The sequence below is a fragment of the Variovorax sp. Varisp41 genome (assembly GCF_047325085.1).
Classification (GTDB): domain Bacteria; phylum Pseudomonadota; class Gammaproteobacteria; order Burkholderiales; family Burkholderiaceae_C; genus Variovorax.
Genome location: NZ_CP168540.1, coordinates 6,010,021 through 6,034,663, shown reverse-complemented (window position 1 = coordinate 6,034,663; position 24,643 = coordinate 6,010,021). Strand labels below are relative to the sequence as shown.

Below are 24,643 nucleotides of genomic sequence, written 5' to 3'. Positions count from 1 at the left end.
ATGACGACAGGAGGGGGTGGCGGTTGTCACATGCCGCCGCTACCCTGGTTCGCGAACGACGAGGAGGAGATCCGCATGGAAGCAATACAGAACTTCAACCTGCCTTCGCTGCTCGACACCCTGCTGAGCGTCTTCACGGCCTTCGTGCTGGGCTCGCTGATCGGCTTCGAGCGCCAGGTGCGCCAGCGCACCGCCGGGCTGCGCACCAACACGCTGGTGGCCGTGGGCGCGGCCGTGTTCGTCGACATGGCCAACCGCCTGCACGGCCACGACGGCGCGGTGCACGTGGCGGCCTACGTGGTCTCGGGCATCGGCTTTCTCGGCGCGGGCGCGATCATGAAGGAAGGCGCCAACATCACGGGCCTCAACACCGCGGCCACCCTGTGGGGATCGGCCGCCGTGGGCGCCTGCGCGGGCGCCGACCTGATCGGCGAGGCCGTGATCGCCGCGCTGTTCGTGCTCGCGAGCAACACCCTGCTGCGGCCCGTGGTCAACCGCATCAACCGGCAGCCGGTGAAGGAGGAGTCGGGCGAGGCCAGCTACACCGTGCGCGTGATCTGCACGCGGGCCTCGCGGCCCGAGGTGATGGACCAGGTGCTGCTGCTGCTCGAGGAAGCCAACTACCCGGTGCGCGACGTCGACCAGCATGCCTTCGGCGCCACCGACACCGAGATCGAGGCCACGCTCTATGCGACCGCGGTCGAGGCCGAGGAGCTCGACCGGGTGGTCGCGGAGCTCGAGGCGCTGGAGGGGGTGCAGCAGGCGTTCTGGAACGCGAGCGCGGAGGACTGAACGCGCCCCGGTCGCCGGAAAGCGCAGCGAACGCACTATCCTGTGCGCTCACGCCGCTCCCCAGGACCGCCATGGACAGACCGCCGATCCCCGATGCCGCATCGACCGCCCGCCCCGCGGCCGCGGTGCGCGCGGGCTCGACGCCCGGCGCATCGAAGCTGCTGGTGCTGGACCTGGACGAGACCTTGATCCACGCGCGGGAGACGCCGCTCGACCACCCGGAAGACTTCCGGGTGGCGGGCTACCACGTCTACCTGCGGCCGCATCTCGCGGACTTCCTGGCCCGCATGTTCGAGCGCTTCGAGGTCGGCGTGTGGACCGCCTCGGGCGAGATCTACGCCACCCAGGTCGTGGAGCGGATCTTCCCGCCCGGCAAGCTGGCCTTCCTCTGGTCGAGCAAGCGCTGCACCACCACCCGCGACTGGATCACGGGCGGCTACCAGACCGTGAAGAACCTGCAGAAGCTCAAGTCGCGCGGCTATCCGCTCGAATCGATCATCGCCGTGGACGACACGCCCGCGAAGTACGCGCGCAGCTACGGCAACCTGGTCACGGTGCGCGAGTTCCTCGGCGAGCGCGAAGACGCCGAACTGCCGCTGCTGGCGCAGTACCTGCTGCAACTGGCCGATGTGCCGAACGTGCGCGCGGTCGAGAAACGCAATTGGCGCGGGCGCGTCGGGTTCGATGCGACTTCGCGTGCGTCGCTGGATGGCCATGGCTGATTCATCGAAGGCACCGAGGTGACGCGCGGCACCAAGTACGCGCTGCGCTCCGACGTGATGTTTCTCTGACGATCTCCCTTGCGCGGCGCGCCATGAAAAAAGCGGCATCGCCTTCCAGCGATGCCGCCCTCTTCGAGACAGCGGATCGAAGCGTCGCGCTCAGACGCCGAGGATCGACACCGCCTTGGTGTTGAGGTAGGCCTCGAGCGCCTCCGGGCCGCCTTCCGAGCCGTAGCCCGAGTCCTTCACGCCGCCGAACGGCATCTCGGGCGACGGGGTCGCGGGCTGGTTGACCCACAGCATGCCGAGTTCGAGCTTCTGGCTCAGCAGGTGCGCGTTCTTGATCGACTTGGTGAACGCATAGCCGGCCAGGCCGAAGGGCAGGCGGTTCGATTCGGCGATGGCCTCGTCCAGCGTGTCGAAGCCGCGGATCGCGGCGATCGGGCCGAAGGGCTCGTTGTTGAAGACGTCGGCGTCCAGCGGCACGTCGGTCAGCACGGTGGGGGCGAAGAAGTTGCCGGCATCGCCGACGCGCTCGCCGCCGGTGGCGATGGTCGCGCCCTTCTTGCGGGCGTCGTCGAGCACATGCGCCATGGCCGTGAGGCGGCGCGCATTGGCCAGCGGGCCCAGGGTGGTGCCGTCGGCCAGGCCGTCGCCGAGCTTCAGGCCTTCGGCGTGCTTGACCATGGCCTTGGCGAATTCCTCGCGGATGCTGTTGTGCACCAGGAAGCGGGTCGGCGAGATGCAGACCTGGCCCGCGTTGCGGAACTTGGCGGCACCGGCGGCCTTGGCGGCCAGCGCGACGTCGGCGTCCTCGGCCACGATCACCGGGGCGTGGCCGCCCAGTTCCATGGTCACGCGCTTCATGTGCTGGCCGGCCAGGCCGGCGAGCTGCTTGCCGACGGGGGTCGAGCCGGTGAAGGTGACCTTGCGGATGATCGGGTGCGGGATCAGGTAGGCCGAGATCTCGGCCGGGTTGCCGAACACCAGGCCGACGGTGCCGGCGGGGATGCCGGCGTCGACGAAGGCCTGCAGCAGGGCGGCGGGCGACGCGGGGGTCTCCTCGGGTGCCTTCACGAGGAAGGAGCAGCCGGTGGCCAGCGCGGCGCCGAGCTTGCGCACGACCTGGTTGATCGGGAAGTTCCAGGGCGTGAAGGCGGCCACGGGGCCCACGGGCTCCTTGATGACCAGCTGCTGCGCCGCGAGGTTGCGCGAGGGCACGATGCGGCCGTAGACGCGGCGGCCTTCGTCGGCGAACCATTCGATGATGTCGGCGGCGGCCAGGGTCTCGCCCTTGGCTTCGGCCAGCGGCTTGCCCTGTTCCTGCGTCAGCAGCTTGGCGATGTCGCCGGCGCGTTCGCGGATCAGGCCGGCGGCGCGGCGCATGACGGCGGCGCGCTCATGGGCCGGGGTGTTGCGCCAGGCGTCGAAGCCGCGCTGGGCGGCGGCCAGGGCGCGGTCGAGGTCGGGGATGCCGGCATGCGCCACCTTGCCGATGACCTGGCCGGTGGCCGGGTTCACCACGTCGAGGGTCTTGCGGCTGGCGGCGTCCACCCATTCGTTGTCGATCAGCAGGCGGGTGTCGGTATAGGAGGAGGCGGTCATGGCGAGCTTTTCCTTCGGCAGGGGATGGGAGTGGAAACGGGGAGTTCGGATGGCGGCACGGCGCCCGAAAAGGCGCGTGCGGCTGGGCGGCAGCGGGCTGCCGGGGCGCATAGGTTAACCCGAGTCGGGGATGCGCGCAGGCGGCCGCCCGCCTCCCCCGCCGGGGAAGGGCGTTTGGCGCGCCGGTGCTCAGAGCACCAGCAGCGCCCGGAAGTCGTTGACGTTGGTGTGCGTCGGCCCGGTCACGAACAGGTCGCCGATGGCGTCGAAGTAGCCGTAGGCGTCGTTGCGGTCGAGGTGATCGGACAGCTTGCGGCCCGCGTTGGCGGCGCGCGCCAGGGTGTCGGGCGTGACGTAGGCGCCGGCGTTGTCCTCCACGCCGTCGATGCCGTCGGTGTCGGCCGCCAGCGCCCACACGTCGGCCTGACCCAGCAGCGCCCCCGCGAGCCCCATGCAGAACTCGCCCGCGCGTCCGCCCCGGCCCTTGGCCTGGCCGGGCTGGCGCGGCCGGATGGTGACGGTGGTCTCGCCGCCCGAGAGGATCACGCAGGGCCTGGCGAACGGCGCGCCGCGCTGGGCCACGGCGCGCGCGAGCGCGGCATGCACCTTGCCGACCTCGCGCGATTCGCCCTCCATCTCGTCGCTGAGGATGTGGGCCTCGATGCCGGCCGCGCTCGCGGCCGCGGCAGCCGCTTCGAGCGACTGCTGCGGCGCCGCGATCATGTGGGTCTCGTGGCCCTGGAACACGGCGTCGCCGGGCTTGGGCGTCTCGAGCGCGCCGCTCTCGAGCTGCGCGCGCACCGGCGCCGGCACCTCGATGCGGTAGCGGTCGAGGATGGCCAGCGCGTCGGCGCAGGTGGTGGCGTCGGGCACGGTGGGGCCGCTGGCGATCACGGCCGGGTCGTCGCCGGGCACGTCGCTGATGGTGAGCGTGACCACGCGCGCCGGCGCGCAGGCCGCCGCGAGCCGGCCGCCCTTGATGCGCGAGAGGTGCTTGCGCACGCAGTTCATCTCGCCGATGTGGGCGCCGCTGTCGAGCAGCTGCTTGTTGATGCGCTGCTTGTCGGCCAGCGTCAGGCCCTCGGCCGGCAGCACCAGCAGCGAGGAGCCGCCGCCCGAGATCAGGCACAGCACGAGGTCGTCGGCGGTCAGGCCTTCGGTCAGCGCGAGGATGCGCTCGGCCGCCTGCTGGCCGGCCGCGTCGGGCACGGGATGCGCGGCCTCGACGATCTCGATGCGGCTGGGCAGCCCCTCGGGCCGCGGCGGGATGTGGTCGTAGCGCGTGACCACCAGGCCCGACAGCGGCGCGTCGGCCGGCCACAGCGCCTCGAGCGCCTGCACCATCGAACCGCCGGCCTTGCCGGCACCGAGCACCAGCGTGCGGCCCTTGGGCGGCTTGGGCAGGTGCGCGCCCAGGGTGGACAGCGGCAGCGCGCGGTCGACCGCGACGCGGTAGAGGTGTTCGAGGAAGGCGCGCGGCGCCTGGCGGGGATCGGGAGCGGTCGCGTCTTGCAGCGAGGGGGTCGGGGTCTTGGCGGTCATGGGTGGCGTTGTCTCCGGGGCCTGCATTTTGCGGCGAACCGAGGTCCGCCCTCTTGACCGCGGTCTAGTTCGTCGTCTTTGCGCCGCCCTGGAACCAGCGGCCGATCAGTGCACGCTCCTCGTCGGTGATCGAGGTGGCGTTGTTCATCGGCATGATCTTCGTGACCACCACCTGCTGGTAGATGGCCTGGGCGTGGGCGCTCACCTGCTCGGGCGAGTCGACGCGCACGTTCTTCATCTGCACGCTCGCGCCGTGGCACATGTAGCAGCGCTGCTCGAGCACCTTCTGCACGTCCTGGTAGGCCACGGCCGGCGCGCTCGGCGCGGCGGCGGCCACGGGGGCGGCGGGCTCGGGCTTCATCCAGACGATGGTGAGGCCGAGCACGGCCACGCCGACCATCGCATAGGGCAGCGGGTTGCGCGCGTTGCCGAGCTTGAAGCGGTGGCGCACCACGAAGAACTGCCGGATCGCCGCGCCGCCGAGCATGATCAGCAGCAGCACGATCCAGTTGTACTTGTGGGTGTAGGTGAAGCTGTAGTGGTTGCTCAGCATCGCGAACAGCACCGGCAGCGTGAAGTAGGTGTTGTGCACGCTGCGCTGCTTGCCGCGCTGGCCGTGCACCGGGTCGACCGGGCGGCCTTCGCGCAGGGCCTGCACGTTCTTGCGCTGGCCCGGGATGATCCAGAAGAACACGTTGCCGCTCATGGTCGTGGCCATCATGGCGCCGACCAGCAGGAAGGCCGCGCGGCCCGCGAACCACTGGCAGGCCAGCCAGGCCGCGAAGGCCACGAAGATCGCGACCAGCACGCCGACGATGGTGTCGCCGTTCTTGCGCCGGCCGAACAGCTGGCAGATGCTGTCGTAGACCATCCAGAACACGACCAGGAAGGCCAGCGCCACGGCGATCGCCGCGCCCGGCTGCCAGTCCATCTTCGACTTGTCGATCAGGTAGGTGCTGGCGTTCCAGAGGTACGACATGGTGAAGAGCGCGAAGCCCGTGAGCCATGTGGAGTAGCTCTCCCAGTACGACCAGTGCAGGTGGTCGGGCAGCTTCTTGGGCGCCAGCAGGTACTTCTGCATGTTGTAGAAGCCGCCGCCGTGCACGGCCCACTGCTCGCCGCCCACGCCCTTGTCGAGCGATTCCTGGTCCTGCGGCTTCTCGAGGCTGTTGTCCAGCATCACGAAGTAGAAGGAGGCGCCGATCCAGGCGATGGCGGTGATGACGTGGACCCAGCGCAGCAGCAGGTTGGCCCAGTCGAGGTAGTAGCTTTCCATGAGGTGCTCTCTCAATCCGCTCGGCGCGGGGGAACGCCGGGCGCGGATGTCTTCGTCCTGCTCACCACTGCGGGCGCTGTAAGCAGAGAAAGTGCCGCGAACGCAGGCTCCGGGTGGGCCTCGCTCCGCTGCGGCAGATACTTGTGGACTGAAAGTGTATACAGTTTTGGCGTGGGGCGGCGTGGTTTTTTGCGGAGCCGGTGCCGGGAAAACCCTGTTCGTGCACCGAAGCGCCCGGCTCAGCCCAGCGATTGCAACAACTGTGCCGCCACCGCGACCGCGATCACCTCGGGCTCCTTGCCCGTGATGCCCGGCACGCCGATCGGACAGGTGACGCGCGCCAGCTCGGCCGCCGTGAAGCCGCGCGCCTCGAGCCGGTGGCTGAAGGTGGCCCACTTGGTCTTGCTGCCGATCAGGCCGATGTAGGGCAGGTCGTCGCGCTCGCGCAGGCGGCGCAGGCAGGCGATCACGATGTCGAGGTCCTCGGCATGGCTGAAGCTCATGATCAGCACGCGGCTGCCGGGCGCGAGCGAGACCACCGCGTCCTGCACCGGCTCGGAATGCTCGGTCTCGACCTGGGCGGGCAGTTCTTCGGGGAACACGCCGTCGCGGCTGTCGATCCAGCGCACCGAGAACGGCAGGCCCGCGAGCAGCCGCGCGATCGCCGCGCCCACATGGCCGCCGCCGAACAGCGCCACCGGCCGCAAACGCTCGACCAGCGCGCGCCTCAGCTCGGGGATGTCGGTGGCCGAGACGCGCCGGAACGAGAGGAACACCACGCCGCCGCAGCACTGGCCCAGGCTCGGGCCCAGCGGATAGCGCTGGATGCCCTCCATCGCGCGCGCGCCGGCCAGCAGCTCGCGCGCTTCCTGCGTGGCCTGGAACTCGAGCTGGCCGCCGCCGATGGTGGCCGTGAGGCCCTCGGCCCAGACCGCCATCCAGGTGCCGGCCTCGCGCGGCGCCGAGCCCTGCGTGGATTCGACGCGCACCAGCACCGCGTCTTCGTCGCGAAGACGGGCCAGCAGTTGGTCGACCGCGCCGTTCATGAGGGATACCTTCGGTTGCCGGCGAGTGAGGGACTCACGGTATAAACCCGGCGATGAATTTTCAGCCCACGACGCGCCGCCTTGCCCTGGCGGTGTCTTTCCTCGCCGCACTCTGGCTCGCCGGATGCGGCACCACCGGTTCGGTGCCCGGTCAACTGAGCAAGGCCACCGCCGAACCCGGCGCCAGCGGCCGGCCGGCGCCGCGCGCATCGAATGCCACCAGCGCGCGCGACTACCGGCGCGACGCCGCGCGCCATGTCTACGACCTCAACAGCCGCCGCATCTATGGCGGGCAACTGCCGCCGGTGCTCTACGCGGTCGGCACGCTGCAGGTCAACCTCGACGGCGGGGGCCGCGTGGTCTCGCTGCACTGGCTGCGCGCGCCCCAGCATGCGCCCGAGGTCATCGCCGAGATCGAGCGCACCGTGCTGCAGGCCGCGCCCTTCCCGGCCGCGTCGCGGCTCGGGCCGGTGGTGTGGACCGACACCTGGCTCTGGGACAAGAGCGGGCGCTTCCAGCTCGACACGCTGACCGAAGGGCAGCTGCAGCAGTAGCGCCCCCGCCGCCCCCCGCCGGGGGAGGGGCGAAAAGCCTCCGACAGTCACGCTGTCGGCGTTCACGACCCCCGGTAGGTCGAATAGCTCCACGGGCTCACCAAGAGCGGCACGTGGTAGTGCTGGTCGGCATGCGCCACGCCGAAGTCCAGCGACACCTTGTTGAGGAAGTTCGGCTCGGGCAGCGCCACGCCGCGCGCCTTGAAGTACCCCGCCACGTCGAACACCAGCCGGTAGGTGCCGGTCTTCAGCGTGCTGTTGTCGTAGAGCGGGCCGTCGCTGCGGCCGTCGGCATTCAGCGTGAAGCGCTTGACCAGCGTGGCGGCATCGCCCTCGGTGGTGAAGAGCGCGACCTCCATGCCGGCCGCGGGGCCGCCATGCATCGTGTCCAGTACGTGGGTGCTCAGGCCCATGGGAGTTTCCTTCGGTCGGTCAGGTGAGAGTGCGGGATATTCCGGTGGACAAAAGTGTATACAGTTGTCGGCTTTCGGTCTATCATGAAAAACATGGAGTCCTCCACCACCCGTTCGATCGTCGATGCGCTCACCCGCGCGATCGTCGACCACCGGCTTCAGCCCGGCACCAAGCTGGCCGAGCAGAAGCTGGCGGACCATTTCGGCGTGTCGCGCACGCTGGTGCGCCAGGCGCTGTTCCAGCTCGCGCAGAACAAGCTGATCCGGCTCGAGCCCGCGCGCGGCGCCTTCGTGGCGGCGCCCGCGGTCGACGAGGCCAAGCAAGTGTTCGCGGTGCGCCGCATGCTCGAGGCCGAGATGACGCGCGAATTCGTGCGCACCGTCACGCCGGCCAAGATCAAGGCGCTCAAGGAACACGTGGCGCTCGAGAAATCGGCCGTGTCGGGCGAGGACGTCTCGGGCCGCACCGAGCTGCTCGGCGACTTCCACGTGCGCATGGCCGAGCTCATGGGCAACCAGGTGCTGGCGCAGATCCTCGGCGAGCTGATCTCGCGCTGCGCCCTCATCACGCTCATGTACCAGAGCACCAGCGCCGCCGAGCATTCGAACGACGAGCACGCCGACATCGTCAAGGCGCTGGCCGCGCGCGACGAGGAGCGCGCCGTGCGCCTGATGACCGAGCACCTGCAGCACGTCGAGGCCAACCTGGTGTTCGACCGCAAGGTGCCCACCAGCGACATCTCCCTCGCATTGTCCTGATCCCCTCCACCATGACCGTCTACGACACCACCCTGCCCTACCCGCGCGACCTCGTCGGCTACGGCCGCAACCCGCCCCACGCGCAGTGGCCCGGCAACGCGCGCATCGCGGTGCAGTTCGTCCTCAACTACGAGGAAGGCGGCGAGAACGCCACGCTGCACGGCGACGCCGGCTCGGAACAGTTCCTCTCGGAGATGTTCAATCCCGCGAGCTACCCCGACCGCCACATCAGCATGGAAGGCATCTACGAGTACGGCTCGCGCGTGGGCGTGTGGCGCCTCTTGCGCGAGTTCGAGAAGCGCGGCCTGCCGCTCACCGTGTTCGGCGTCGGCATGGCGCTCGAGCGCCATCCCGAGCTCACGGCCGCCTTCAAGGAACTGGGCCACGAGATCGCCTGCCACGGCTGGCGCTGGATCCACTACCAGAACATCGACGAGGCCACCGAGCGCGAGCACATGCGCCTGGGCATGGAGGCGATCGAGAAGCTCACGGGCGAGCGAGCCCTGGGCTGGTACACCGGCCGCGACAGCCCGCGCACGCGCCGGCTGGTGGCCGACTACGGCGGCTTCGAGTACGACAGCGACTACTACGGCGACGACCTGCCGTTCTGGATGAAGGTGCGCAAGACCGACGGCAGCACGGTGCCGCAGCTCATCGTGCCCTACACGCTCGACTGCAACGACATGCGCTTCGCGCTGCCGCAGGGCTACTCGCACGCCGATCCCTTCTTCCAGTACATGAAGGACAGCTTCGACGCGCTCTACGCCGAGGGCGACGAGGCGCCGAAGATGATGAGCATCGGCATGCACTGCCGCCTGCTCGGGCGCCCGGGCCGCATCGTGGCGCTGCAACGCTTTCTCGATCACATCGCCAGCCACGAGCGGGTGTGGGTCTGCCGCCGCGTCGACATCGCGCGGCACTGGAAGAAGACCCATCCGTTCGAAGCCTCTTCCCAAGCCTCGCAAGCTTGATTCATACGGAGGACACACACGCCATGAGCCTGACCATCGAACAACTGAACGCCGCGGGCGCCGACGAAGCCGTCGCGCTGCTCGACGGCACCTACGAGCACTCGCCGTGGATCGCGCGCCAGGCGCTGGCCGCGCGCCCATTCCGTTCGCTGCAGCACCTGAAGTACGCGCTCGCGCAGGCCGTGAACACGGCCACCAGGGAAGAGCGCCTGGCCCTGATCCGCGCCCACCCCGAGCTCGCGGGCAAGGCGATGGTCAGCAAGACGCTGACGGCCGAGTCGACCAACGAGCAGGGCAAGGCGGGCCTTACCGACTGCACGCCCGAGGAGTTCGCGAAGATCCAGCGGCTCAACGCCGACTACAACGCGAAGTTCGGCTTCCCCTTCATCCTCGCGGTGCGCGGCCCGCGCGGCACGGGCCTGTCCAAGCGCGAGATCATCGACACCTTCGAGCGCCGCGCCTACAACCATCCCGACTTCGAGCTCGCCGAGGCGCTGCGCAACATCCACCGCATCGCCGAGATCCGGCTGAACGACAAGTTCGGCACCGAGCCGGCGCTCGGCAACCACGTGTGGGACTGGCAGGAGGCGCTCGCGGTGCACAGCGACCCGGGCTTCGCCGAGAAGGGCCAGCTCACCGTGACCTACCTGACCGACGCGCACCGCGCCTGCGCCGCGCAGATCGCGCGCGAGATGCGCGAGGCCGGCTTCGACTCGGTGGAGATCGACGCGGTCGGCAACGTGGTCGGTCGCTACGAGGGCGCGACGCCCGATGCGAAGACGCTGCTCACGGGCTCGCACTACGACACGGTGCGCAACGGCGGCAAGTACGACGGCCGGCTCGGCATCTTCGTGCCCATGGCCTGCGTGCGCGAGCTCAAGCGCCAGAACCGCCGCCTGCCCTTCGCCTTCGAGGTGGTGGGCTTCGCCGAGGAGGAAGGCCAGCGCTACAAGGCCACCTTCCTCGGTTCGGGCGCGCTGATCGGCCACTTCAACCCGGCCTGGCTCGACCAGAAGGACGCCGACGGCATCACCATGCGCGAGGCGCGCGCCCATGCGGGCCTGCGCGAGGAAGACATCGCCAAGGCGCAGCGCGATCCCTCGAAGTACCTGGGCTTCGTCGAGGTGCACATCGAGCAGGGCCCGGTGCTCAACGAGCTCGACATCCCGCTGGGCATCGTGACCTCGATCAACGGCAGCGTGCGCTACGTGGGCGAGGTGATCGGCATGGCCAGCCATGCGGGCACCACGCCGATGGACCGCCGCCGCGACGCGGCCGCGGCCGTGGCCGAGCTGATCCTCTACACCGAGCAGCGCGCCGCGAAGGATGGCGACTCGGTCGGCACCGTCGGCATGCTCGAGGTGCCGAGCGGCTCGATCAACGTGGTGCCCGGGCGCTGCAAGTTCAGCCTCGACCTGCGCGCGCCCAACGACGCGCAGCGCGACGCGCTCGCCGACGACGTGGTGAAGGCGCTGCAGGACATCTGCGAGCGCCGCGGCGTACGCCACACGCTCGAGGAGACCATGCGTGCCTCGGCCGCGCCGAGCGCGCCCGAATGGCAGCAGCGCTGGGAACGCGCGGTCGATTCGCTCGGCGTGCCGCTGTTCCGCATGCCCAGCGGCGCCGGCCACGACGCGATGAAGCTGCACGAGGTGATGCCGCAGGCCATGCTGTTCGTGCGCGGCATCAACTCCGGCATCAGCCACAACCCGCTCGAATCGAGCACCAACGACGACATGGAGCTGGCGGTGCAAGCCTTCCAGCATCTGCTCGACAACCTGAACGGCGCGCCGAGCGCCGCCTGAACCCCATGACCGACTACGCAAAGCTCGACGCCTGGATCGACGCCCACTTCGACGAGGAAGTGAAGTTCCTGCAGCAACTGGTGCAGGTGCCCACCGACACCCCGCCCGGCAACAACGCGCCGCATGCCGAGCGCACCGCCGAACTGCTCGAGGGCTTCGGCCTCGTGGCCGAGAAGCACGCCGTGCCCGCGCAGGACGTGAAGGACTACGGCCTCGAATCGATCACCAACCTGATCGTGCGCCGCAAATACGGCAAGGACGGCGACGGCGGCCGCACCGTGGCGCTCAACGCGCACGGCGACGTGGTGCCGCCCGGCGAGGGCTGGACCCACGACCCCTACGGCGGCGAGATCGCCGACGGCTCGCTCTACGGCCGCGCGGCCGCCGTGAGCAAGAGCGACTTCGCGAGCTTCACCTTCGCGCTGCGCGCGCTCGAAGCGGTCGCGAAGCCGACCAGGGGCGGCGTCGAGCTGCACTTCACCTATGACGAGGAATTCGGCGGCATCCTCGGCCCGGGTTGGCTGCTGAAGAACGGCCTCACCAAGCCCGACCTGATGATCGCCGCGGGCTTCAGCTACGAGGTGGTCACGGCCCACAACGGCTGCCTGCAGATGGAAGTGACGGTGCACGGCAAGATGGCGCATGCCGCCATCCCCTCCACCGGCATCGACGCGCTGCAGGGCGCGGTGAAGATCCTCGAGGCGCTCTACGCGCAGAACACGCTCTACCAGCAGGTCAGTTCGCAGGTCGAGGGCATCACGCACCCCTACCTCAACGTCGGCCGCATCGAGGGCGGCACCAACACCAACGTCGTGCCCGGCAAGGTCGTGTTCAAGCTCGACCGCCGCATGATCCCCGAGGAGAACCCGGTCGAGGTCGAGGCCTCGATCCGCCAGGTCATCGCCGACGCGGCGGCCTCGTTCCCGGGCATCACGGTCGAGATCAAGCGCCTGCTGCTGGCCAATTCGATGAAGCCGCTGGCGGGCAACAAGCCGCTGGTCGAGGCGATCCAGAAGCATGGCGGCGAGCTGTTCGGCGAGCCGATCAAGGCCATGGGCACGCCGCTGTACACCGACGTTCGCCTCTATGGCGAGGCCGGCATTCCGGGCGTGATCTACGGCGCCGGCCCGCGCACCGTGCTCGAGTCGCATGCCAAGCGCAGCGACGAACGCGTGGTGCTCGAGGACCTGCGGCGCGCGACCAAGGTGATCGCGCGCACGCTGAGCGACCTGCTGGCCTGAGTCTCAGGCGGCCACGCGATACCGCCCCGGCGCCACCCCGAAGCAGCGCCGGAACCAGCGCGAGAAATGCGCCTGGTCGGCGAAGCCGCATTCGGCCGCCACGTCCTTCAGGGCCACGCCCTCGCGCAGCAGCGCCTTGGCGCGGCCGATGCGCGCATGCCGCGCGTAGTGCGCGGGCGTCATGCCCACGGCCTCGCGAAAGGCACGCTGGAAGTGCTCGCGCGACACGCACATGCGGCGCGCGAGCGCGGCCGGATCGATGCGGCAGGCATCCTCCCCGGCGAGCAGCGCGCAGATCTCCGCCACGCGCGCATCGGGCGCCGGCGGCTGCAGCGCCATGAGTTCGGGGCCGGCCTGGGCACGCAGGATGCGCTCGACCAGGTGGGCGATGCCCGCGCCGTCCGCTGCCGTGGCGGCGGCAGCCAAGGCCTCGACCAGTGCGGCATCGGGCAGCACCTTGCACCGCAGGGCACCGCGCGAATCCGCCGGCCAACCCAGCCGCGCCGCGACCCAGCCGTGCGGCACATAGAGCATCACCATGCGGAAGCTGCGCCGGCTCACGCCCGCGGTGTGCAGCATGTAGGGTGCCATCAGCACCAGCTCGCCCGCATGGGCCACGAGCGCCTCGCCATCGCAGGTGAACTCGCAGTGGCCCTCGAGGATGGCGCCCACGCTCCATTCGGGATGCCAGTGCGGCGCGAAGCGGGCGCGCGGCTCGGCCGCGAACAGCGCCTCCACGCGCAGGCCCTCGCCCGAGGGCAGCACGACCAGGCGGGAGGACGGCGGCGGCGCGGCGACGGCGGTCATCGCGCGAGGGTAGCGCAGCAGCGCCCTCGACACGATCGCCGCGGGCATCGGCTTCGACCTAGGCAGCGAAGGCACCGCGCACCGTGAGCCCCATCCAGCCGGCCGTGGCCTGGGTGGCGCGCACCTCGCCGAGCAGCGCGAGCTCCTCCACCGGATGGTCGTGGAAGCGCAGGGTGGCGCTGCCCGCGCTCCAGCCCGACTCCACGCGGTCGACGATGTCGGCGCGCAGATGGCGCGGCACCGGCACCTCCCGCGGCCGCGTCAGGTCGGGCCAGCCGATCGCGCCGATGGTCGGCGCGCGCAGGAAGCCCAGCCGTTCGCCGGGCTCGCCGTTCAATGTGACGCTGGCATCGACCAGCCGGCGCTCCTTCACGCTGAGGCTGGCGCCGAGCCGGCCGCCGCGGCCCAGCGACGCGGCCGCCGGATGGGCGATCGGCAGGCTGCGCGTGACCCAGGTCTGGCCGATCTTCTTGGGCCAGCCCTGCAGCCAGCCGCGCAGCAGCGAGATGTCCTGGTCGACGTAGATGAAGGGGCAATAGAAACGCTGTTCGCCCGGAGGGCCTTCGATCTCGAGCACCACGATGGTCTCGCGGTACTGCGCATAGACGGGATCGAGCAGCTCCGCGCCATCGGCGCCGCAGAACTGCCAGTCGGCGAAATGCACGCAGCCCTGGCCGGTGGCCCGGCCGAGCCCGGCGGGCAGCAGCGCGGCGGCGCGTTCGGCCTCGAAGGCGAAGGCCACGTTGACCAGCCAGCCGGCGTAGTGCCAGGGCGGCGCCTGCACGAGCGCGCTGCGGCCGGAGGCGGTGAAGGGAGGCGAGAACGGGGTGGGCATCGGGAGGCGGTTCACGGGAGTGGAAGACCGCCTCACGATAGGACGCCCGCGCGCGGGCGTCTTGTACGCCAGTGATCCCGCCGCGGTGTCCCGTCGCCTCAGTCCGCCGCCGCGAAGGCCCGCGCGATCTCCTGCGTCACCTGGAGGAAGCGCGCCATTTCCGCCATCGAGTTGCAGTGCAGCGGCGACACGCGCACCGTGCCCTCGAGCCCGAAGGAATCGAGCATGCGCTTCGAGTAGATGCTCGCGGCCGTGCGCTCGTAGACCGTGACGCCGCGCAGCCCGTACTCGTGCACGGCGCGCGTGCAGTCCAGGCCGTCGAAGCCGATGCCCAGGATCAGGTCGCGCCGGCTCAGGTCCGGGTGGTCGAGGAACACGCGCACGCCCGGCATGGCGCGCAGGCCCGGCTGGCCGTCCACGCCCTCGAGCAGCGCCGCGAGCAGCGCGCGTTCGTGCAGCTCGATGTGCTCGATGCCGGCCGCGAACAGCTCGCGCCGCCCGGTGGCCTCGCTGAAGTGGCCGCCGAGCCAGCAGACGTAGTCGACGATCTCGCTGACCACCGCGAACTGCCAGGGCGCCACGCTGCCGAGGTCCCAGTGGCCGGCCTTCTTGCCCGCGAGCTTGTGGTGCGGCAGGGCCGCGGCGCGCTCCGACATCCAGGCGATGCCCGAGCCGCGGCAGCCGAAGAACTTGTAGGGCGCGAGGTTGATGCCGTCCACCGGCGTCTTGCGCAGATCGATCAGCCCGTGCGGCGCATGCTGCACCGCGTCCACCACGATGTAGAGATCGGGCTTGACCTCGCGCGCGCGCCGCACGATGGCCTCGATGTCGAGCTTCGCGCCCGAGATGTTCGAGGCGTAGATCACGTTGAGCAGGCAGGTATCCGCGTCGACCAGCCGCACGATCTCGTCGACGTCGATGCCGCCGGTCTCGGGGTTGCTGCGCGCCACGCGCAATTCGCGGCCGGTGCGCTCGGCATAGAGCGCCATCGCGTCGTAGGCCGAGGGATGTTCGAGCACGGTGGTCACCATGTTCGTGCCAGGCACGTTCTCGGCCACCGCGCGCACCATGTCGAACATGGCGCCCGAGGCGGTGAGCGCCGCGAAAATGCTGCCGCCCTCGGCATTGAGGATGGTGCGCACGTCGTCCCAGCCGCGCGCCTGCACGGCCTGCAGCTCGAGCGCGGTCTCGTGGATGCGCTCGGTGTTGTCGGGCACCGCGTCGATGGCCGCGAAGCGCTCGATGGCGGCCTTGAGCCGGAACGAGCCGCCCGCGTTGTCGAAGTACAGGCGCTCGCGCCCGTGGTGGTCGCGCTCCACGAGCAGGAAGCGCTCGCGCACCTCGCGCATCAAGGCGTCGGAGAAGGCCAGGCCGCGCGGATGCCGCGCACCGTTCGGGGAAGAAAAGGAAGAAGAAGCGCTCACGCTCACACGCCCTTGTTGTTCGGGTTCTTGTAGGTCTCGCGCACCGCGTCCGACATCGGGAAGTCGAGGCTCACGTTGCGCGGCGGGATCGGCTGCGTGAACCAGCGCGCATAGAGCTTGTCGATCTCGCCCGACTTCATGAGGCCGGCCACGGTCTGGTCGACGATCGCCTTGAACTCGGGATCGTCCTTGCGCAGCATGATCCCGTAGGGCTCCTGGCGCAGCGATTCCTTCAGCAGCTTGTAGTCGCCCGCGTTGGGCTGGTTGGCGATCAGGCCGGCGAGCTGCACGTCGTCGAGCACGTAGGCCGCGGCACGGTCGCTCGCGAGCAGCAGGAAGGCATCGGCCGTGTCCTTGCCCGCGATCTCCTGCACGTCGATGCCGCTCTTGCGCGCGCCGCGCAGCAGCTGGATCGAGGTGCTGCCGGCCACGGTAGCCACGGTCTTGCCCTGCAGGTCGGCGAAGCTGTTGATGCCCGAACTCTTCTTGACCGCCGCCGTGATGTTGGTGACGAAATGGCTGGGTGCGAAGTCCACCTGCTGCTGGCGCTGCGTGGTGTTGGTGGTGGTCGCGCAGTCGAGGTCCACGGTGCCGTTCTGCAGCAGCGGGATGCGGTTGGTGGAGTTCAGCAGCGTGTAGCGCACGTCGAGCTTCGGCAGGTTCAGCTTCGCCTTCACCGCCTCGACGATCTTCAGGCAGATCTCGTTGGTGAAGCCGATCGGCGCCGCGTCGGCGCTGGTCTTGTACGAGAACGGGATCTGGGTGTCGCGGCTGCCGATCTGGATGGTGCCGCTGTCCTTGATCTTGCGCAGCGTGCCGCTGTCCTGGGCGGCGGCGACGCCGCAGGCCACTACGAGGGCGATGCCGAGTGCGGCGGGGCGTGGGAAGTGCATGGTGAAGTCCTTGGCCGTGTGGGTTGAATACGAAAGTGGTGGGCGCAACCGGTTCGGAGCGCATCTTCGGCGCGGCTTCAAGTTTCCAAAAGCGATTTTTATTCATCGAAAAAGATCGCTTAAAGTGTTCTGTCGCCCAAGGAACGCACCGCCATGATGACCTTCAAGCAGCTCGAGGCCCTGTACTGGATCGCCCGCCTGGGCGGCTTCGCGCAGGCCGCGAACCAGCTCCACACCTCGCAGTCGGCGGTGTCGAAGCGGGTGCACGAGCTCGAGGCGCTGTTCGACACCGAGCTGTTCGACCGCAGCCAGCGCAGCGCACGGCTCACCGAGAAGGGCGAGGAGATGTACGTGCTCGCGCAGAAGCTGCTGGCGCAGCGCGACGCGGCAGTCGAGCAGTTCGGCAAGCCCGGCGTGGTGGAGCGCCGGCTGCGCATCGGCGTGACCGAGCTCACGGCCATGACCTGGCTGCCGCGGCTGGTGCGGCTGATCCAGCAGCACTACCCGAAGGTGATCCTCGAGCCCGACGTCGACGACAGCCTGCAGCTGCGCGACAAACTGCTGGCCGACGAGCTCGACCTGGTGTTCCTGCCCGACAGCTTCGCCGACGCGCGCATGGCGAGCAAGGCGATCGGCGAGGTGAAGAGCGCCTGGATGTGCAAGCCCGGCGTGGTGCCCGTCGACGCGCCGCTGCGGCTGCACGAGCTGGCGCGCCAGCGCATGCTGGTGCAGGGCGGCAACTCGGGCACGGGCCGCGCCTACGACGCCTGGATGAAGGAACAGGGCGTGCAGCCGGCCGACACCATCGTGGTCAGCAACCTGATCGCGCTGGTCGGCCTCACGGTGTCGGGCCTGGGCGTGAGCTACCTGCCGCGCGAATGCCTGCGGCCGATGGTGGCCGCCGGCATGCTGGCCGAGATCGAGGTGGCGCCGGCCCTGCCGGTGGTGCGCTACGTGGCGATGCACAAGGGCGAGCACCGCAGCGCGCTGACCTCGTCGATCGTGATGCTCGCGCAGTCCTGTTGCGACTTCACGCGCATGTTCCAGGCGCAGGCCGACGATGCGGTGACGGGCTGATGTCGCGGGTCATGCCGCGGGCATGACGGCGGCGTGACTTTCAAAAATCTTTCATGGGCGCGTCATGGCGCGCACCGAGACTGCAGCGCGTTCCCGGCGCCCGCGCGCCGGGTCCGTCCCCGAGCGTCGCGACATCGTCGTGGCTGCCTCGTGCTCCTCTCCGCGTTCCTGTTTCCGTCTTCATGAAATCCCTGCCTTCCCTCCCCGGCCTGCCGCTGTCGCGCCTCGCCTTCTCGCTCGTGCTCGGCACGGCCCTGCTCGCCGGCTGCGGCGGCGGTTCCGACAGCGGCGTGCTGTTCGGCGGCCTGCCCGCCGCGCCGGCGCCCGCCCCGGCACCCGCGCCCCCGGCCCCGCCGCCCGCGCCGGCCGCCGAAGCCGGCCGCTGGACCGTCGGCGACCTGCACGTCCACACCTGGCAGTCGGACGACACGCAGCAGATCTCCACGCTCGACCAGGTGCTGGCCAAGGCCTTCGACCGCTTCGGCCTGGACTGGGTCGCGATCTCGGACCACCTGCGCCTCTCGTCCTACGACAACGCCGGCAACAAGCTGCCGGCGCAGATCCCCTTCTCCGAGGGCATGGCCAAGTACCAAGTGCCACGCATCAAGGCGCTGCAGGCCGGCGGCAAGTACGCCGACAAGACCATCTTCGCCTCGGCCGAGTGGGACATGCCCGCGCACGATCACGGCAACGTCGGCATCCTGACCGACAGCCCGATGTCGGACGCCGCGCTCAAGGCCGTGAGCCAGTTCGAATACCTGTTCACCAACCGCGACGCCGCGCTGTTCCCGGCCGCCGACGTGGCCGCCTGGGGCCCGAAGGCCGGCACCGGCTACAACACCCATGCCGAGACGATGCAGGCCGTGGCCTGGCTCAAGAAGAACTACCCGGCCACCAGCTACCTGCAGATCAACCATCCCTCGCGCAACCCCGGCAAGTACACGATCGCGCAGCTGCGCGAGATGAACGACCTCGCGCCCGACATCGTGTTCTCGCTCGAAGGCATGGTCGGCAACCAGATGGAGCCCGACCGCGGCGGCTACAACAGCGCCTACATCGACGCCAACCTGCCCTCGCGCACCTATGGCGGCGTCGACTACCTGGTCGCCAAGCTCGGCGGCACCTGGGACGCGTTGCTGTCGGAAGGCCGCCGCATCTGGAACGTGGCCGATTCCGACTACCACTTCACCACCTCGCAGGGCCTCTACAGCAGCGGCTACGCGCCCGGCGAGTACGCCAAGAACCACCTGTTCGGCGACATCAAGGATCCGAAGTCGCTGCTCGCGGCGATGCGCACGGGCCGGCTGTTCGCGGTCAACGGCGACCTGATCGACGCGCTCGACTTCCGGGTGGAAGGCAGCAAGGGCGCCGGCCGGATGGGCAGCGAACTCGCGGCCGCCGCGGGCGAGGAGCTGCGGATCACCGTGCGCTTCCGGAGCCCCGAGCGCAACAACTTCGAGTACCAGCTCGGCAGCGGCCTCTACGCCAACGTCAAGCCCGTGGTCGACCACATCGACCTGATCGCGGGCGACGTGACCGGCCGCGAACAGCCCGGCACGCCCGGCTACGACCGCGCGACCAATCCGTCGACACGCGTCGTCAAGCGCTTCACGCGCGCCGACTGGAAGCTCGACGCCGAGGGCTACTACGCCGCCAGCTTCACCGTGAAGGCCGGCGCCAACCAGTACTTCCGGCTGCGCGGCACCAACCTGGGGACCGACGTGCCCGGCGAGACCGCCAACGGCGAGCCGCTGCCCGACGCGCGCACGGAGGGCAACGACAACGTGGCGCGCTTCAACGCGATCAACGCGCGCAACTACGCCGACCTCTGGTTCTATTCGAACCCGGTGTTCGTGAAGGTGGCGGCGAAGTAGGCCCGGCCCGTCTTCCCCCTCCCTTTCCGCGCGAGAGCGCCGTGGCCCCTGGGCCCGGCGCTCTTTTTCTTGCAGCAGCGGTCCGCACCCGCCCGCCGGCGTCTCAGGGAATCTACGGATATATGAATATCTGGATGATCTTGATTGTGCTCAGTTTTTGTATACAAATAACGAACTCAAAAACGGGCGCACAAATTGCGTCGCAAGCAGGTCCTCCAACGCAACCCAATCGAAGAGACGAGGTAAAGACCATGAGCACAGCCGTCAGCCAGACGCCCGCCGGGGCCAGCGCAGCCAGCGCCCCGGCGCATGCCGAATCGAATGCCCTCATCAAGCCCGGCTACCACCCGCGCCTGACCAACGAGGACCTCGCGCCGCTCAAGAAGCAGACCTGGGGGCAGTACAACATCTTCGCGTTCTGGATGTCCGACGTGCACAGCGTGGGCGGCTACATCACGGCCGGCAGCCTGTTCGCGCTGGGCCTGTCGAGCTGGCAGGTGCTGGTGTCGCTGCTGGTGGGCATCGTGATCGTGCAGATCTTCTGCAACCTGGTCGCCAAGCCCAGCCAGGTGACCGGCACGCCCTACCCCGTGATGTGCCGCGCCTCCTTCGGCGTGCTCGGCGCCAACATCCCGGCCATCATCCGCGGCCTGATCGCGGTGGCCTGGTACGGCGTGCAGACCTACCTCGCCTCGGCCGCCTTCATGGTGCTGGCGCTGCACATGTTTCCCAACCTCGCGCCCTACGCCGACCTGGCGCAGCACGGCTTCGTCGGCCTGTCGACGCTGGGCTGGGTCGCCTTCATGGTGATGTGGGTGCTGCAGGCCCTCGTGTTCTGGCACGGCATGGACGCGATCCGCAAGTTCATCGACTGGGCCGGTCCGGCGGTCTACGTGGTGATGGCCATCCTGTGCGGCTGGCTGGTGTGGAAGGCCGGCTGGAAGAACATCGACCTGAATCTCGGCGGCATCAAGTTCCAGGGCTGGGACGCGCTGCCGGTGATGCTGTCGGCCATCGCGCTGGTGGTCAGCTACTTCAGCGGCCCGATGCTCAACTTCGGCGACTTCTCGCGCTACGGCAAGAGCTTCGACGCGGTGAAGAAGGGCAACTTCTGGGGCCTGCCGATCAACTTCGTGTTCTTCTCGCTGCTGACCGTGATCACCACCGCCGCCACGCTGCCGGTGTTCGGCGAACTGATCACCGACCCGGTGCACACGGTGGGCAAGATCGACAGCACCACCGCCGTGGTGCTGGGCGCGCTGACCTTCATGATCGCCACCATTGGCATCAACATCGTCGCCAACTTCGTCTCGCCGGCCTTCGACTTCTCGAACGTGGCGCCGCAGCACATCAGCTGGCGCACCGGCGGCATGATCGCCGCCGTGGGCTCGGTGTTCCTCACGCCGTGGAACCTCTACAACAGCCCCGAGGTCATCCACTACACGCTCGACGTGCTGGGTTCGTTCATCGGCCCGCTGTTCGGCATCCTGATCGCCGACTACTACCTGGTGCGCAAGCAGCAGATCGACGTGGATGCGCTCTACAGCATGAGCACGCAGGGCAAGTACTGGTACAGCGGCGGCTACAACCCGAAGGCGATCCAGGCGCTGATCCCCTCGGCGATCGTGCCGATCCTGTGCGTGATGGTGCCGACCCTGCGCGGCGCGGCCAACTACGCCTGGTTCATCGGCATGGCGCTGGGCTTCGTGATCTACGCGCTGCTGAACCGCAACACCAAGAGCTGAACACACTGCAAGAGAAAGGGAGCGCACCGTGCGCATCAAGATCATCAACCCCAACACCACCTGGAGCATGACCGAGAAGATCGGTGCCTGCGCCCGCGCGGTGGCGCACGCCGGCACCGAGATCGTGGCCGTGAGCCCGGCCATGGGCCCGGTGTCCATCGAGAGCCACTACGACGAGGCGCTGGCCGTGCCCGGCCTGCTGCAGGAGATCGCGGCCGGCGAGCGCGACGGCATCGACGGCTACGTGATCGCCTGCTTCGGCGACCCGGGCCTGAAGGCCGCGCGCGAGCTCGCGCGCGGGCCGGTGGTGGGCATCGCCGAGGCCGCGATGCACCTGGCCAGCATGGTCGGCAGCCGCTTCAGCGTGGTCACCACCCTGGGGCGCACCATCGGCCAGGCCTGGCACCTGGCGGAGATCTACGGCATGGAGCGCTTCTGCGCCAACGTGCGCGCCTGCGAGCTGCCGGTGCTCGAGCTCGAGGAGCCGGGCTCGCGCGCGCGCGAACGCATCGTCGAGGAATGCCGGCGCGCGCTCGAGGAGGACGGCTCCGACTGCATCGTGCTCGGCTGCGCCGGCATGACCGACCTGTGCGAGCACATCGGCGAGCTGCTCGGCGTGCCGGTGATCGACGGCGTGGCCGCGGGCACGCAGCTGATCGAATCGCTGGTGCGGCTCAAGCTGCGCACCAGCAAGCGCGGCGAGCTCGCGCGGCCGCTGCCCAAGACCATGGTCGGCGCGCTCGAAGGCTTCACCCTCGCGAGGCCATAGCAGCATGTGCGCCCGGCACCGGCTTGCGCCAAGCGACAATCCACCGATGCCCCGCGCACGTTCCACCCCCGCTCCTTCCCCCGCCGCGCCGGTTGCGTCCGGCGACGGCCCGGCCGCCGCCAGCGAGAAGGCGGACAAGGCCAGCTCCATCGAGAGCATCGCCCAGGACATCGCCACCGCCATCGTCGAGAAGCGCCTGCCGCCCGGCACCTGGCTGCGCGAGGAGGCGCTGGGCCGCGTCTATTCGGTGAGCCGCACCAAGGTGCGCGCGGCGCTCCTGATGCTGTCGAAGGACAAGCTGATCGAGATCATTCCCGACAAGGGCGCCTTCGTCTGCCAGCCCACCGTGGAGGAAGCGCGCGAGGTGTTCGCGGTGCGCCGCATCCTCGAGCGCGAGGTGGTGCGGCTGTTCATCGCCAACGCGCGGCCGCGCGACTACCAGGCGCTCGACCAGCACATCCGCTTCGAGCGCAACGCGCTGCGCCAGACCACCACCATGGGCACGGTGCGCGAGAAGCTGCTGGGCGACTTCCACGTCGCGCTGGCCGAGGCCACGGGCAACCACACGCTGGCCGAGCTGGTGCGCGAGCTGGTCGCACGCAGCTCGCTGATCGCGATGCTCTACCACTCGTCGAACGATCCGCACTGCTCGTCCGACGAGCATGCCGACTTCCTGCGCATCTGCCGCACCGGCGACGTGGAGGCCGCCGTGAACTGCATGATCGAACACCTCGACCGCATCGAGGCCAGCCTCGAGCTCGGCACCGGCAAGCCCGACCGCCAGCTCGACCTGGTGAAGGCGCTGCTGGCCTGAGGAACGCGCGCATGGCGGCCCACGACACCGGTCTCGCGCTCAAACGGCTTCGGCTGCTGCGCGGCTTCAAGCAGAGCCATTTCGCGCAGCTCATGGGCGTGCACCAGGCCACGGTGTCGCGCTGGGAGCGCGGCGACCTGCTGCTGTCGAAGGCGCAGCAGGCGGCCGCGCACCGGCTGCTGGCCGCGGCGCGCGATCCGCGCCAGGACGCGGCGCTCAAGCGGCTGGTGGAGTCGTCCACGCGCAAGGTGCACCTGATCTGCGACCGCACGCACCGGCTGCTCGCGGCCTCTCCCGCGCGCCAGTCCGAATGGCGCGCCGACCCGGCCGAGTTCATCGGCCGCTCGCTGATCGGCTATGCCTCGCGGGAGATCCTCGCGGCCGAGGCCACGCTCGCGGACCGCGGCTGGCACGAGGGCGAGCTGGCCACGCTCGAGATCGCGACCGCCGGCACGCTCGACCCCGTGATTCCGATCCTGCCGGGCCGCGTGCTGTGGGAACGCATCGCGCTGGCCGACGGCAGCGCGGGACGGCTGGTCACCACCATCGCCTGAGGGCGGACCGCCCCACGCATAACTTATGCGTGGACGGGGCGCGCGGCCTCGCGCTAGCCTCGCGGTTTCGAGAATCCCCATCGCAGGAAGGAAACCGTTCCCATGACCACCCTGGTCACCGGCAGCGCCGGCCATCTCGGCGAAGCACTGATGCGCCATCTGCGCGCGCACCCCGACACCCTGGGCGAGGCCCGCGGCATCGACCTGCTCGCCTCGCCTTTCACCGACCGCACCGGCTCCATCGCCGACCGCGGCTTCGTGCGCGAGTGCATGCGCGGCGTGCGCACGGTGCTGCACACCGCCACCCTGCACAAGCCGCACGTGGCCACGCATGCGAAGCAGGACTTCGTCGAGACCAACATCGCGGGCACGCTCGCGCTGCTCGAGGAGGCGGTGGCGGCCGGCGTGCAGGCCTTCGTGTTCACGAGCACCACCAGCAGCTTCGGCTCGGCGCTCACGCCGGCCGCGGGCGAGCCCGCCGCCTGGATCACGGAAGAGGTGACGCCGATCCCGAAGAACATCTACGGCGCGACCAAGACCGCGGCCGAGGACCTGTGCCAGCTGTTCCACCGCGAGCACGGTCTCCATGCGATCGTGCTGCGCACCTCGCGCTTCTTCCCCGAGGACGACGACGATCCGCGCGCGCGCGAACGCCATTCGCTCGAGAACGCCCAGGCCAACGAGCTGCTGCACCGCCGCGCCGACATCGCGGACATCGTCGAGGCGCACCTGTGCGCGGCACGGCGCGCACCGGCGCTGGGCTTCGGCCGCTACATCGTCTCGGCCACCACGCCCTTCGCGCGCGACGAGCTCGAGCTGCTGCGCAGCGATGCACCGGCCGTGCTGCGCCGGCATTTCCCGGACTGCGAGGCGCTCTACGAACGGCGCGGCTGGACCCTGCCCGCGCAGCTCGACCGCGTGTACGTGAACGAACGCGCGCGGCGCGACCTGGGCTGGGCGCCGAAGCACAACTTCGCGCAGGTGCTGCAAAGCCTGCGCGAGGGCCGCGATTTCCGCAGCGACCTGGCGCACGCCGTGGGCAGCAAGGGCTACCACGCGCAGCGCTTCGAAAACGGTCCCTACCCCGTGGCCTGAACCCGCCGCGGCACGGCCTCCGGCCCACCC

Annotated in this window: 23 protein-coding genes; 14 read left to right on the top strand and 9 right to left on the bottom strand. The window is 69.6% G+C overall.

The annotated features are described in order from the left end of the window. The first annotated feature begins 75 nt into the window (after nucleotides 1-75). Nucleotides 76-792 (top strand): MgtC/SapB family protein, encoded by a 717-nt coding sequence (locus ACEN9J_RS28020; protein ID WP_261210796.1) that lies wholly within the window; start codon nucleotides 76-78, stop codon nucleotides 790-792. Nucleotides 793-863: 71 nt separating this feature from the next. Further along, nucleotides 864-1,514: an HAD family hydrolase gene (locus ACEN9J_RS28015; protein ID WP_082322063.1), complete on the top strand. Its 651-nt coding sequence runs from the start codon at nucleotides 864-866 to the stop codon at nucleotides 1,512-1,514. A gap of 159 nt (nucleotides 1,515-1,673) precedes the next feature. On the opposite strand, the gene ACEN9J_RS28010 is transcribed toward ACEN9J_RS28015, so the two are convergent. The 4 genes from ACEN9J_RS28010 to xdhC all read right to left on the bottom strand — a co-directional run bounded on the left by ACEN9J_RS28010 (nucleotide 1,674) and on the right by xdhC (nucleotide 6,983). After that, nucleotides 1,674-3,119, bottom strand: coding sequence for an NAD-dependent succinate-semialdehyde dehydrogenase (locus ACEN9J_RS28010; protein ID WP_057596537.1), 1,446 nt, complete (start codon nucleotides 3,117-3,119; stop codon nucleotides 1,674-1,676). Between the two features lie 189 nt (nucleotides 3,120-3,308). Further along, entirely contained in the window at nucleotides 3,309-4,661 is a 1,353-nt protein-coding gene (locus ACEN9J_RS28005) for a glycerate kinase (protein WP_413762626.1), read from the bottom strand. 64 nt (nucleotides 4,662-4,725) lie between these two features. Beyond that, on the bottom strand, nucleotides 4,726-5,937 hold the full coding sequence (locus ACEN9J_RS28000; protein ID WP_057596535.1) for a urate hydroxylase PuuD: 1,212 nt from the start codon (nucleotides 5,935-5,937) through the stop codon (nucleotides 4,726-4,728). A gap of 239 nt (nucleotides 5,938-6,176) precedes the next feature. Then, nucleotides 6,177-6,983, bottom strand: coding sequence for a xanthine dehydrogenase accessory protein XdhC (xdhC, locus tag ACEN9J_RS27995; protein ID WP_413762625.1), 807 nt, complete (start codon nucleotides 6,981-6,983; stop codon nucleotides 6,177-6,179). Between the two features lie 53 nt (nucleotides 6,984-7,036). On the opposite strand from xdhC, the gene ACEN9J_RS27990 reads away from it, so the two are divergent. Next, entirely contained in the window at nucleotides 7,037-7,537 is a 501-nt protein-coding gene (locus tag ACEN9J_RS27990; RefSeq protein ID WP_057596533.1) for a hypothetical protein, read from the top strand. A gap of 62 nt (nucleotides 7,538-7,599) precedes the next feature. Here ACEN9J_RS27990 and uraH read toward each other — a convergent pair whose 3' ends face one another. Continuing rightward, complete coding sequence (gene uraH / locus ACEN9J_RS27985) at nucleotides 7,600-7,950, bottom strand: hydroxyisourate hydrolase (protein ID WP_203202341.1); 351 nt, start codon at nucleotides 7,948-7,950, stop codon at nucleotides 7,600-7,602. Between the two features lie 84 nt (nucleotides 7,951-8,034). On the opposite strand from uraH, the gene ACEN9J_RS27980 reads away from it, so the two are divergent. Genes ACEN9J_RS27980 through ACEN9J_RS27965 form a run of 4 tightly spaced genes read left to right on the top strand, consistent with a single transcriptional unit; the run spans nucleotide 8,035 to nucleotide 12,726 of the window. Further along, entirely contained in the window at nucleotides 8,035-8,709 is a 675-nt protein-coding gene (locus tag ACEN9J_RS27980) for a GntR family transcriptional regulator (RefSeq protein ID WP_057596531.1), read from the top strand. A gap of 11 nt (nucleotides 8,710-8,720) precedes the next feature. Further along, the gene (gene puuE / locus ACEN9J_RS27975) at nucleotides 8,721-9,680 is read left to right on the top strand and encodes an allantoinase PuuE (RefSeq protein ID WP_057596530.1); all 960 of its coding nucleotides are present in this window, start codon (nucleotides 8,721-8,723) and stop codon (nucleotides 9,678-9,680) included. A gap of 23 nt (nucleotides 9,681-9,703) precedes the next feature. Further along, nucleotides 9,704-11,485 carry a 2-oxo-4-hydroxy-4-carboxy-5-ureidoimidazoline decarboxylase gene (gene uraD, locus ACEN9J_RS27970; RefSeq protein ID WP_413762624.1) on the top strand — a complete coding sequence of 594 codons (1,782 nt, stop codon included), beginning with the start codon at nucleotides 9,704-9,706 and terminating at the stop codon, nucleotides 11,483-11,485. Nucleotides 11,486-11,490: 5 nt separating this feature from the next. Further along, nucleotides 11,491-12,726 carry a M20 family metallopeptidase gene (locus ACEN9J_RS27965; protein ID WP_057596528.1) on the top strand — a complete coding sequence of 412 codons (1,236 nt, stop codon included), beginning with the start codon at nucleotides 11,491-11,493 and terminating at the stop codon, nucleotides 12,724-12,726. A 3-nt stretch (nucleotides 12,727-12,729) separates the two neighbouring features. On the opposite strand, the gene ACEN9J_RS27960 is transcribed toward ACEN9J_RS27965, so the two are convergent. From ACEN9J_RS27960 to ACEN9J_RS27945, 4 genes are all read right to left on the bottom strand, one after another. Further along, nucleotides 12,730-13,533 (bottom strand): AraC family transcriptional regulator, encoded by an 804-nt coding sequence (locus ACEN9J_RS27960; RefSeq protein WP_413762623.1) that lies wholly within the window; start codon nucleotides 13,531-13,533, stop codon nucleotides 12,730-12,732. 58 nt (nucleotides 13,534-13,591) lie between these two features. Continuing rightward, complete coding sequence (locus ACEN9J_RS27955) at nucleotides 13,592-14,383, bottom strand: acetoacetate decarboxylase family protein (RefSeq protein WP_413762622.1); 792 nt, start codon at nucleotides 14,381-14,383, stop codon at nucleotides 13,592-13,594. An 83-nt stretch (nucleotides 14,384-14,466) separates the two neighbouring features. Then, nucleotides 14,467-15,717: an aminotransferase class V-fold PLP-dependent enzyme gene (locus tag ACEN9J_RS27950; protein WP_413764625.1), complete on the bottom strand. Its 1,251-nt coding sequence runs from the start codon at nucleotides 15,715-15,717 to the stop codon at nucleotides 14,467-14,469. A gap of 77 nt (nucleotides 15,718-15,794) precedes the next feature. Continuing rightward, the gene (locus ACEN9J_RS27945; RefSeq protein WP_413762621.1) at nucleotides 15,795-16,685 is read right to left on the bottom strand and encodes an amino acid ABC transporter substrate-binding protein; all 891 of its coding nucleotides are present in this window, start codon (nucleotides 16,683-16,685) and stop codon (nucleotides 15,795-15,797) included. 156 nt (nucleotides 16,686-16,841) lie between these two features. Between ACEN9J_RS27945 and ACEN9J_RS27940 the strand changes: the two genes are divergently transcribed. From ACEN9J_RS27940 to ACEN9J_RS27910, 7 genes are all read left to right on the top strand, one after another. Then, entirely contained in the window at nucleotides 16,842-17,762 is a 921-nt protein-coding gene (locus ACEN9J_RS27940; RefSeq protein ID WP_057596544.1) for a LysR family transcriptional regulator, read from the top strand. Nucleotides 17,763-17,944: 182 nt separating this feature from the next. After that, nucleotides 17,945-19,636: an S-layer protein gene (locus tag ACEN9J_RS27935; RefSeq protein WP_413762620.1), complete on the top strand. Its 1,692-nt coding sequence runs from the start codon at nucleotides 17,945-17,947 to the stop codon at nucleotides 19,634-19,636. A 251-nt stretch (nucleotides 19,637-19,887) separates the two neighbouring features. Continuing rightward, nucleotides 19,888-21,381, top strand: a complete 1,494-nt coding sequence (locus tag ACEN9J_RS27930; RefSeq protein WP_413762619.1) for an NCS1 family nucleobase:cation symporter-1 — start codon at nucleotides 19,888-19,890, stop codon at nucleotides 21,379-21,381. A 28-nt stretch (nucleotides 21,382-21,409) separates the two neighbouring features. Further along, entirely contained in the window at nucleotides 21,410-22,150 is a 741-nt protein-coding gene (locus ACEN9J_RS27925) for an aspartate/glutamate racemase family protein (RefSeq protein ID WP_057591522.1), read from the top strand. Nucleotides 22,151-22,196: 46 nt separating this feature from the next. Further along, entirely contained in the window at nucleotides 22,197-22,964 is a 768-nt protein-coding gene (locus tag ACEN9J_RS27920) for a GntR family transcriptional regulator (protein WP_057591523.1), read from the top strand. A gap of 11 nt (nucleotides 22,965-22,975) precedes the next feature. Next, the gene (locus tag ACEN9J_RS27915; protein ID WP_413762618.1) at nucleotides 22,976-23,518 is read left to right on the top strand and encodes a helix-turn-helix domain-containing protein; all 543 of its coding nucleotides are present in this window, start codon (nucleotides 22,976-22,978) and stop codon (nucleotides 23,516-23,518) included. 102 nt (nucleotides 23,519-23,620) lie between these two features. Next, on the top strand, nucleotides 23,621-24,613 hold the full coding sequence (locus ACEN9J_RS27910) for an NAD-dependent epimerase/dehydratase family protein (protein WP_413762617.1): 993 nt from the start codon (nucleotides 23,621-23,623) through the stop codon (nucleotides 24,611-24,613). The last annotated feature ends 30 nt before the right edge of the window (nucleotides 24,614-24,643 follow it).